This is a genomic window from Mariniflexile litorale (genome assembly GCF_031128465.2).
Lineage (GTDB): Bacteria > Bacteroidota > Bacteroidia > Flavobacteriales > Flavobacteriaceae > Mariniflexile > Mariniflexile litorale.
The window spans coordinates 2,808,192-2,817,337 of sequence record NZ_CP155618.1; the positions used below are offsets into that span (position 1 = coordinate 2,808,192).

The 9,146-nt window shown below is 35.2% G+C and carries 2 protein-coding genes and 1 tRNA gene; all 3 read left to right on the plus strand.

Annotation, left to right across the window (positions count from 1 at the left end):
* The first annotated feature begins 89 nt into the window (after positions 1–89).
* Positions 90–163 (plus strand) — tRNA-Arg (locus QLS71_RS11675).
* A 305-nt stretch (positions 164–468) separates the two neighbouring features.
* Positions 469–786, plus strand: a complete 318-nt coding sequence (locus QLS71_RS11680) for a HipA domain-containing protein (RefSeq protein WP_308993520.1) — start codon at positions 469–471, stop codon at positions 784–786.
* Between the two features lie 646 nt (positions 787–1,432).
* On the plus strand, positions 1,433–9,085 hold the full coding sequence (locus QLS71_RS11685) for a SpvB/TcaC N-terminal domain-containing protein (RefSeq protein ID WP_308993433.1): 7,653 nt from the start codon (positions 1,433–1,435) through the stop codon (positions 9,083–9,085).
* The last annotated feature ends 61 nt before the right edge of the window (positions 9,086–9,146 follow it).

A 9,146-nucleotide genomic window follows, 5' to 3' on the forward strand; every position in this document is an offset into this window, starting at 1 on the left:
ATAATTTTAATAATTAAAAATGAATTATAATATTGAAATAAATTTGGTGATGTTTTAATAAAATTATTATATTTGCACCCACTTAAAAAGGCCTCGTGGCGCAACTGAATAGCGCACTTGATTACGGCTCAAGAGGTTACTGGTTTGAATCCAGTCGAGGTCACAATCCAATCCTTAACATCCTTTATTCATAAGGTGTTAAGGATTTTTTTTATCTTCGTTTGACTTTTTTTTGACCACATTCTTTTATTATGTCAATATACTTTAATAATGCTAATTTTCCAATTTCTATATTTAATACGTTTAATGAGGCTCAGTTTTCTTCGTTTTCTGACATAGAAAAGGACTTTAAACAAAAATTCTCAATTAGTGATTATAAACTATAAAACGATTGTTATTTCAATCATAATTAGTGTATTTGTATGAAATAACAATCATTTAAATGATGGATAAGAAAAAGTAAATACTATTTCAAATACAGATGACCACTTACGGAATCATGGTTTTATTCTAACAAGTCTAGGGTGGGTGTTATCTCCAGCTTACGATTTAAATCCCTCGATAGACAAAGATGGGTTGGCACTCAACATTGATACAGATAACAATGCCTTGGATTATGATTTAGCAAAAAGTGTGGGTGTGTTTTTTAGGTTAACAAAAGAGCAAATGGATAGCATAATAACCGAAGTTAAAGCAGTTGTTTCTACTTGGAAAAATGAAGCTGATAAAATAGGAATAACCAAAAGAGAACAAAGTATTATGGCTAAAGCGTTTAATATATTATAGAATTAGTTTTTTTTTAAAGCAATCGAGTGCATTGGGATGCGGCTATTTTACATAACAACAAATTATAGCTATCAATTGGACTCCTATCATAAAACACCAATGATAACATTTGAAATATAATGTAACGCGTTATGTAACTTGAATAATCTTATTTAACTTCCAGGAATCTTTCAGTCTGGACGGGAATCGAACCAGAGCCCATCGGGTTGTGAGCTCTAATTTGAAATACTTTTAAACACAAATACAGGGCTTCCCCGATGTTAATTTTGAAAATCGTACTCCGTTTTATATTCACTTATTAATTATAAAATAATTCGTTTCATAAGTAAATTAAATTCTAACCATAATATTGATTTTATGGCTCAAGACATATCCTTAAATTCTGTCTAAGTAAAAAAATATTTATAAAAATTTTGATAATTCACTGACTTTCACTACTTTTAGGTCGTTAATCTGAAATTTCTCTCTAAAAGAATTATTGGATAATGGCTAAGTCAATATAAGTGCCTCTCAGCATATTTTTGACTTAATATGAATTGATTGTAGATGTATAACAATTATCCCTATTTAATTTTTTAATTAACAGCCTTTTATTGATTATTTTTTGAACAAACCAACTGATTGATTTGTTTATTTATATAGCATCATGGAGAGGAATACCAATCAAAATGCCACTTCTAATCCGAAAGAGAGAAGTTATACTATGCTCACTAACGAAAGAGCTACAGAATCCAATGCTATTCAAACTCCCGAAATCTCCCTTCCAAAAGGTGGTGGTGCCATAAAAGGAATTGAAGAAAAATTTCAAGTAAATGCAGTCACAGGAACTTCTTCTTTTAGTATTCCTATTCCTTTAAGTCCTTCCAGAAATGGTTTTATGCCTTCACTTGGTTTAAGTTATAATTCAGGATCCGGAAATAGCATTTTTGGTTTGGGTTGGAATTTAAGCATTCCTAGTGTTACCAGAAAAACTGAAAAAGAATTGCCACAGTATAAAGATGAAATTGAATCAGACACATTCCAACTAGCTGGTGTTGAAGATTTAATCCCTACTTTAACAGAAGAAGGCGGGAATTGGAACAAAAAAGTTATCTCTAGGTTAGAAAATGGAATCACTTATAAAATTACTCGTTACCGTCCTAGAATTGAAGGTAGTTATGCAAGAATAGAAAAATGGGTAAGAGATGACAATAATGATACACATTGGAGAACAGTAAGCCCAGGAAACATACATTCTTATTTTGGTTTAACACAAGAAAGCAGAATAAGTGACCCAAATGACAACAGCAAAGTTTTTGAATGGAAATTATGCAGAACACACGACGATAAAGGTAGTATCACAAATTATTATTATAAAAAAGAAGATTTTGCAGATGTTTCAAAGAGTCTTAACGAAAAAAATAGAATAAATAATTGTACTCAATTATATTTAAAAAAAGTGTGTTACGGTGTTAAAACACCATATTACTTAGGCGATGAGGTACCTTTAGAAGATAATTTTTTATTCAAGCTTGTTTTTGATTACGGTGAGCATGATAATACAAAACCAATACCAAAAGATGTAGATCAAGAAAAAAATAACTGGACAGTTAGAAAGGATCCTTTTTCATCATATCGTGCTGGGTTTGAAATTAGAACTTACCGTATGTGTAGTCGTATACTTATGTTTCATTGCTTCGATATACCAGACTTACCTCACTCACCTTACCTAACCAAGTCACTAGAATTATTTTATAATGATAAGTTAAATTTAGAAAGTATTAATGACTCATTAGAAGGTTTTTCCTATTTGGAAAAAGCCAGACAAAATGGGCATCTTTGGGATGAAAACCAAAATAATTATAGTACAAAACATTTACCTGATTTTATCATTCATTATCAGCAACATGAATGGAGTACTACTGTTCGAAAAATATCAAAACAAAGTGCTATAAACGCTCCAGTAGGCATTCAGGATAGTAGATACTTATGGGTAGACTTATTTAGCGAAGGAATCTCAGGAATACTTACCGAACAAGCAGGAGGCTGGTTTTACAAATCAAATTTAGGTAGGGGAGAGTTTTCTATTGCAAATCAAGTTGCACCAAAACCATCATTCAATGGAATATCTTCAGGCCAGTTAGCATTAATGGAGTTAGAAAGTAATGGAATAAAATCTCTGGTAAATTACGGTGGTGAACCAAAGGGGTATTTTAAACTTACTACTGATGAAGAATGGGAACCCTTTAAAAGCTTTTCTTCAATACCAAATATAAGTTTTAACAATCCTAATATGCGCCCCATTGATCTTAATGGTGATGGTTTAACAGATTTATTATTTACCGAAGAAAATACACTACGATGGTACCCTGGTGCCGGAGAAAAAGGTTTTGAAGTATCACAAACAGTGTTTAAAGCCATTGATGAAGAAAAAGGGCCTGCAATTGTTTTTAAAGATAATACTCAAAGTATATTCTTGGCCGATATGAGTGGCGACGGGCTTACTGATATTGTTAGGATTAGGAATGGAGAGATTTATTATTGGCCTAATTTAGGTTATGGTCATTTTGGAGCTAAAGTAGCCATGGAAAATGCACCTATTTTTGATCATTCCGACACTTATAACCCAAATTTTTTAAGATTAGCAGATATAGATGGCTCGGGTGTTATTGATATTATATACTTAGGTAAAAATGATTTCAGGGTCTGGATGAACCAAAATGGTAATTCATTTACCCAACAACCTCAAGTAATAAATCCTTTTCCTAATATAGATAATCTTACTGATGTTTCAGTACTTGATTTTTTAGGTAATGGAACAGCATGTATTGTTTATTCTACACCAAATCCAAAAAGTGATGGAGATTCTATTCAATACATAGATATTATGAATGGTAAAAAACCCCATCTAATGATCGGGTATGAAAATAGTTGCGGTAAAGAAGTGTCAATTCAGTATAAATCATCCACACATTTTTATCTTGAAGATAAAAAGGAAGGGCGTAAATGGATTACAAAACTACCCTTTCCAGTTCATTGTGTTTGGAAAACAAGGTCAGAAAATAAAATAAGTAAACTTGTTTTTACAAGTTCATATAGATATAGCCATGGTTATTTTGATCCTTATGAGAGAGAATACCGTGGTTTTGCTAGAGTTGAGCAGTTAGATACAGAAGATTTTAATCAATTTAGGGTAAATGAAGCCAAAAATGTTGTTGAAGAAGATTTACACCAACCTCCAATAAAAACAATATCGTGGTTTCATACTGGAGCTTTTATTAACAAAGAAACAATACTTCATCAATTAAAAGATGAGTACTTTATAAATCCATTATTTAATGAATATGAACTTCCAGAAGTTCCAATAGAAGAAACGCTCAATATTATTGAGCATGCTGAAGCAATGCGTGCTTATAAAGGTTTGCTTTTGCGTACAGAAGTTTATGCAGAAGATAACAGCGAACAAAGTAAATACCCGTATTCAGCATCAAACTCAACAGTTAGGATTAAGTTAATACAGCCGAAAGGAGAAAACAAACACGCTTCATTTCAAGTAATACCCTCAGAGAGCATTTCATATGGGTATGATCGTAACCCAGCCGACCCTCATATATCTCATTCTTTTGTTTTAGAAACCGGCATATATGGCAATGTTTTAAAAAGTGCATCGGTTGTTTACCCAAGATTAGAAAGACCACTTGCTCCTAATGATATACCTGACAAGGTATGGGAAGAACAAAATAAACATTATATAGTTTATGGTGAGGCTGATTATACAAATGATATTATACTAGATACTATATATAGATTAAGAACCGGTTTTGAAACTCGTTCTTATGAGATAAATGGAATCATACAAACCTCTGAGTTTTTCTTTAACAAACAAGAGCTTTCCGATAAAATAGAAACAGCTGAAAATTTATTATTTGAAGAAGACTTTTCAATAGGAATCCAAAAAAGACTCACTTCTCATAGTAGAGCTTATTTTATTAAAGACGACCTCAGTGGTCCACTCCCTCTGGGAGAATTATCAAATCTAGGAATAGGACATAAAAGTTATCAATTGGCATTTACTAAAAACTTGGTTACAAAATATTACGGCACCAAAGTAAATGATACTATGTTGCTTGATGCAAAATACGTGCATTCTGAAGGAGATGAACATTGGTGGACACAAGGTGGAGTTCCTATTCATGCACCCAACCCTAAAAATAATTTTTATATCCCTATAGGGGGACAAGATGTATTTGGAAACCCAAGCTTTGTTGAGTATGATAAATACCTTCTGTTAACTAAATCTACAACAAACGCCTTAGGTCATCAAGTAAGTGCAACTCATGATTATCGCACCTTAGGAATAGTAATGGTAACCGACCTTAATCTAAACCGTGCAATTGTAGAAACCGACGAACTTGGCATGGTAATTAAGTCTGCTATAATGGGAAAAGAGGGCTCAGCCGACGGTGATACTTTAGCAGACCCTACAACCCGTTTAGAATATGATTTATTTAATTGGGAAAATAATCAAAAGCCAAACTACGTACACACATTTGTTCGCGAAAAGCATGGACCTACCAATCCCAGATGGCAAGAGAGTTATACCTATTCTGATGGTGGCGGAAGTACCATTATGAGTAAAGCACAAGTTGAACCAGGCAAAGCAAAACAATGGAATACAATTACCCAGGAGGTAGAAGATATAGATGCAGACCCAAGATGGGTAGGTAATGGACGAACAATTTTTAATAACAAAGGAAACCCTGTAAAAGCATTTGACCCATATTTTAGTGCAACCCACGATTATGAAAGTGAAGAAGCCTTAGTTGAAACCGGTTTTTCACCCATTATTTATTATGATGCTGCAGGAAGAAATATACGTACCGAAAATCCCGATGGTACTTTCACAAAAAGTGAATTTGATGCTTGGCATAGCAAAAGTTTTGATGTAAACGATACTGTAAAGGACAGCCAATGGTACATAGATCGTGGTAGTCCTAATCCTGATACTGATCCTGAACCATTGGATCCTGAACAACGTGCTGCTTGGCTTGCAGCTAAACATTTCAATACTCCAGGTGTTATACATACGAATTCTTTAAGTCAGGCTTTTTATACCATTACAGATTATGGAAATGGAAAAATAACTACAGCTTATTCTGAAAGTGATCTCGCAGGGCGTTATGCAAAAGTTTTTGACCAATTAAACAGAATGGTATCTGAAGGGTATACCAACCTTTTAGGGACCCCAATCTATGGTAAAAGTGCCGAAAAAGGTGAGCGATGGACCTTCTTGGATGTAATGGGAAGACCAGTAAAAATTTGGGATAATAATTTGACAGAGCTTAGAATGACTTTTGATGAAATTCAAAGACCCATCAGCACTTTTGTTAAACAAGGAAATGAAGAAATACTTTTTGCTCATATAGTATACGGAGATATTTTACCCGATGCCGAACAAAAAAATATTAAGGGAGTCCCATACCAAATTTATGATCAATCCGGAGTAGTAACAATAAAAAAAATAGATTTTAAAGGAAATGCTACCGAAGCAAGTCGCACACTTTGCAGTGAATATAAACAAACAGTTAATTGGCAGGTATTAGAAGGCTTAAACAACATTAATGATATAGAGGCTGCAGCATTACCTTTTTTAGAAACTGAAAGTTTTAACTCTTCAGTTTCATTAGATGCACTAAACAGGCCTGTTTCAACAATCTTTCCTGATGGGTCTGTTATGGAACCCGCTTACAATGAAGCCAATATGCTTGAATCCTTAAAAGTCAAGTTAAGAGGGCAAGGAAACTTTGTAACATTTCTTGAAGATCAGGATTATGATGCTAAAGGGCAGCGTCAATTTGTAAAATACGGCAACGGACTCATTACCAACTACTTTTATAATCCAAAAAATTTCCGTCTTGTAAACCTTATTACAAAGCATGAAGGAGATTCTAATACCAATAGTTTACAAAACCTAAAATATACTTTTGATCCTGTTGGAAATATCGTGTATAGTAAAGATGATGCGCAACAAACCCATTATTTTAACAATGCTGTTGTAAAATCAGAAACTAAATTTGAATATGATGCCATCTATCAATTAACCAAAGCTACAGGACGAGAACATGCGGGATTGGGAGGAAGTAATCAGCCTAGCCATGAACCATTACATTTTATTAACCAATTACCTCATGCAAACAATATTCTTGCAATAAGAAATTATAGAGAGACTTACCAATATGACGATCTTGGTAATATCCTTGAAATGAAACATATTGCTGTTAACGGTAACTGGACTCGAAACTATAAATATGCGTATCAAGATAATCCATTAGATAAAACAAACAGACTTTCTGCCACAAATAGTCCAAATGACATTCCCGGATCATTTTCAGAGACTTATGATTATGATCTTCATGGAAACATGACTCAAATGCCTCATTTAAATGAATTGATTTGGAACTTTATGGACCAACTTAAAGAAGTAGATCTTGGCGGCGGTGGAAAAGCTTTTTATGTATATGGTCTTGGTGGTAACCGCTCTCGAAAAGTAATAGAACGTTTGGGAGGAAAACGTTTAGAACGTATTTATTTGGGAAGCATTGAAATTTATAGAGAATATCAAGGAAATAACAAAAAACTAGAAAGAAGTACACTCCATATTTCTGACAATACAGGAAGAATAGCACAAATAGATACTAAACTTTTAGATATTGATAATACAGATACTGACAACCCTTTAGGACAAGATTTAATTAGATATCAATATGCTAACCATTTAGGTTCAGCTACTCTGGAAACTGATCATTTAGGAACTATAATTTCTTATGAAGAGTACCATCCTTATGGCACCAGTGCCTACAGAAATAGTAAAAGTGGGGTAGATTTAAGTTTAAAGCGGTATCGGTTTTGTGGAAAGGAACGAGATGACGAAACCGGCTTGTACCATATGGGCGCACGATACTATGTCTCTTGGTTAGGACGTTGGACCAGTACAGACCCTGCCGGATTTGTGGATGGGTTTAATTTATATCGTTACTCAAGGAATAATCCTGTTAATTATAGTGATCCTAATGGAACAGAAAGTGTTAGCTGGAATACACCTAGTTGGGCATATACCTCAGTATCAAATAAAGAACAGTTTTTAGAACGGCTAAATAGATCGGATACCGAAATTACAGGTACAGTTGTTGGTGGAGAATATGATGGAAGAAGAATCGGAATAAGAGCAACAGCAACCGACGCAAGAATTGTCCAAGATGCTGAAGGAAGAGATTTCTGGCAAACTGTAGATGATCAAATAGTAGAAGGGAGTCTAAGATTCCTTCCAGATCCAGTTGAAGGTGATAGTGAAGGAACAGGAACTGGAGAAGTAGTTGGAACTACTGAAGGAACTGGAACTACCGAAGGAGCTGGAACTACTGAAGGAACTGGAACTACCGAAGGAGCTGGAACTACCGAAGGAGCTGGAAGTACTGAAGGAACTGGAACTACTGAAGGAACTGGAAGTACCGAAGGAGCTGGAACTACCGAAGGAGCTGGATCTGGCGATGGAACTGGGAGTGGATCAGGAACTGGAGATACCCCTAGTGACGATACAATTGATAATCCTGTAAATACTGGAGCAGCAGCTGTAAGCACCTACGATTCATTCTTGAGAGGTAGTTATAACAATGCTAACGCCACAGCATCGAGAACCGCTAGAGAAACGATCAGAGAAGCGAGAGCTGCAGGAGATTCATTAAGAGCATGGGAAGCAGCAGAACAGGCTTCAACCGCAAGGGCAACTGCCAGAACTAGAATGCAGGGAAGGGTAAGCCCAGGTGCCAGAGCTGTATCCAGCGCAATTGATGAAGGGACTGGTTTTGCTGAAAGTGCGAGTCGTTATGCTCAGAGGCAGCCTGGATGGAGACCTAGTAGTGGCCCACCTCGTTCTTCTAGATATGTATATGAAGTAGCAGATAGAGTAGCTCAAGGTGTCGGAAGAAGTAATAGATTAATGAGTGGTATTGCAAGAGGAGGAAGAGTTTTAGGTCCAGCAGCTATAGCAGTTGGAGTAGGTATAAGTATCTACAATATTGCTAATGCTCCTGAAGGACATGAAGGACAAGTTATTGGTGAAGAAGTTGGTGCAACAATTGGAGGTGCAGTTGGATTTACCTTAGGCACAATGGCAGGTGTAGCACTAGCTGGATTACTATTATCAAATCCAGCAGGCTGGGTAGTAATTGGAGCAGGTTTTGTTTTTGGAGCAATTGGCGCCTGGATTGGTAGTGGAGGATTAAGTGCCCTAGGAGGATGGATAGGCGGACTTTTTGATTAATGTTTAAATAAAAAATGGATATAAAACCAGACATAAACATAATAAAACTCCTGTCAGTAAT

What these genes read in the sequence shown, in the direction of transcription:
- QLS71_RS11685 (WP_308993433.1), top strand. Translation starts at nt 1,433, where the DNA reads ATGGAGAGGAATACCAATCAAAATGCCACTTCTAATCCGAAAGAGAGA.